Annotated in this window: 2 protein-coding genes; both read left to right on the plus strand. The window is 63.3% G+C overall.

The features are described from left to right. Positions 1–812, plus strand: an 812-nt coding sequence (gene coxB / locus EN925_RS36945; protein ID WP_128337420.1) for a cytochrome c oxidase subunit II, incomplete at its 5' end; no start/stop codon positions are given. After that, positions 812–1,108, plus strand: a 297-nt coding sequence (locus tag EN925_RS36950; protein ID WP_206633153.1) for a cbb3-type cytochrome c oxidase subunit I, incomplete at its 3' end; no start/stop codon positions are given. The genes coxB and EN925_RS36950, both read left to right, overlap by 1 nt.

Raw genomic sequence — 1,108 nt, forward strand, 5'->3', positions numbered from 1 at the left:
CCATATGGCGCCGGCGACCGGTCGGCGAGCTCGAGATCGCCCCGGTTAACGACCGCGCAGCCATTCGCTGGATCGGCATCGGTGTGGCAATCTCGACGGTCTTCCTGCTGGGTTCGGCGGTATGGACGCTGGCTACGGTGAGCTCGATCGGCGAACCGGCGCAGGCCAAGGCACTCAGCATCGACGTCATCGGCCAGGAATGGTGGTGGGCCGTCAAATACCATTCGAGCGACCCCGCCCGCGAATTCGGCACCGCCAACCAGCTTGTGATCCCGGTGGGCGTGCCGGTCCAGATCAATCTCACCTCAAGGGACGTCATCCATTCCTTCTGGGTGCCGAAGCTCGGCGGCAAGATGGACATGATACCGTCGCGCACCAACGTCACCTGGCTCGAGGCCGACAAGGTCGGCGACTTTCGCGGCCAGTGCAGCGAGTTCTGCGGGCTGCAGCACGCCAACATGGCCTTCACCGTGCGCGTCCTGTCGCAAGCGGATTTCAACGCCTGGTGGGACCGCCAGCTTCAACCGGCAACGGGTTCGGCCGACGATCCTCGGCTTAGAACCTTCATGGCGCGCTGCGCCGCGTGCCACACGATCCGCGGCACGCCCGCCGGCGGCATCCTCGGGCCCGACCTGTCTCACTTCGGCGACCGCGAGACGATCGCCTCCGGACTCATGTCCAATACACCGCAGAACCTCGCCCGCTGGATCAACAACACCCAGACCATCAAGCCGGGCGTGAAGATGCCAGAACTGGGCATGCTGGCGAGCGAGATCGACGGCGTGACGTCCTATCTGGAGGGCCTCAAGTAATGGTCGTCCATGTCGATACGATCAACCCCGCCGAACGCCAGAGACTGCTCGGAATCTGGGAAACCGCGCCCGGCCTTTACGGATGGCTAGCGAGCGTCGACCACAAGACCATCGGCATCCGCTATCTCTGTACGGCGTTTTTCTTCCTGGTGATCGGCGGCATGGAAGCCCTTGTGATGCGCGTGCAGTTGGCGCAACCCGAGCTCAAAGTGCTGTCGCCCGACGCCTACAACCAGCTCTTTTCGATGCACGGCACGACGATGATGTTTCTCTACGCATTGCCGATGCTGTCCGGT

This window comes from Mesorhizobium sp. M7A.F.Ca.US.006.04.2.1 (assembly GCF_004022915.1).
GTDB classification, from domain to species: domain Bacteria; phylum Pseudomonadota; class Alphaproteobacteria; order Rhizobiales; family Rhizobiaceae; genus Mesorhizobium; species Mesorhizobium ciceri.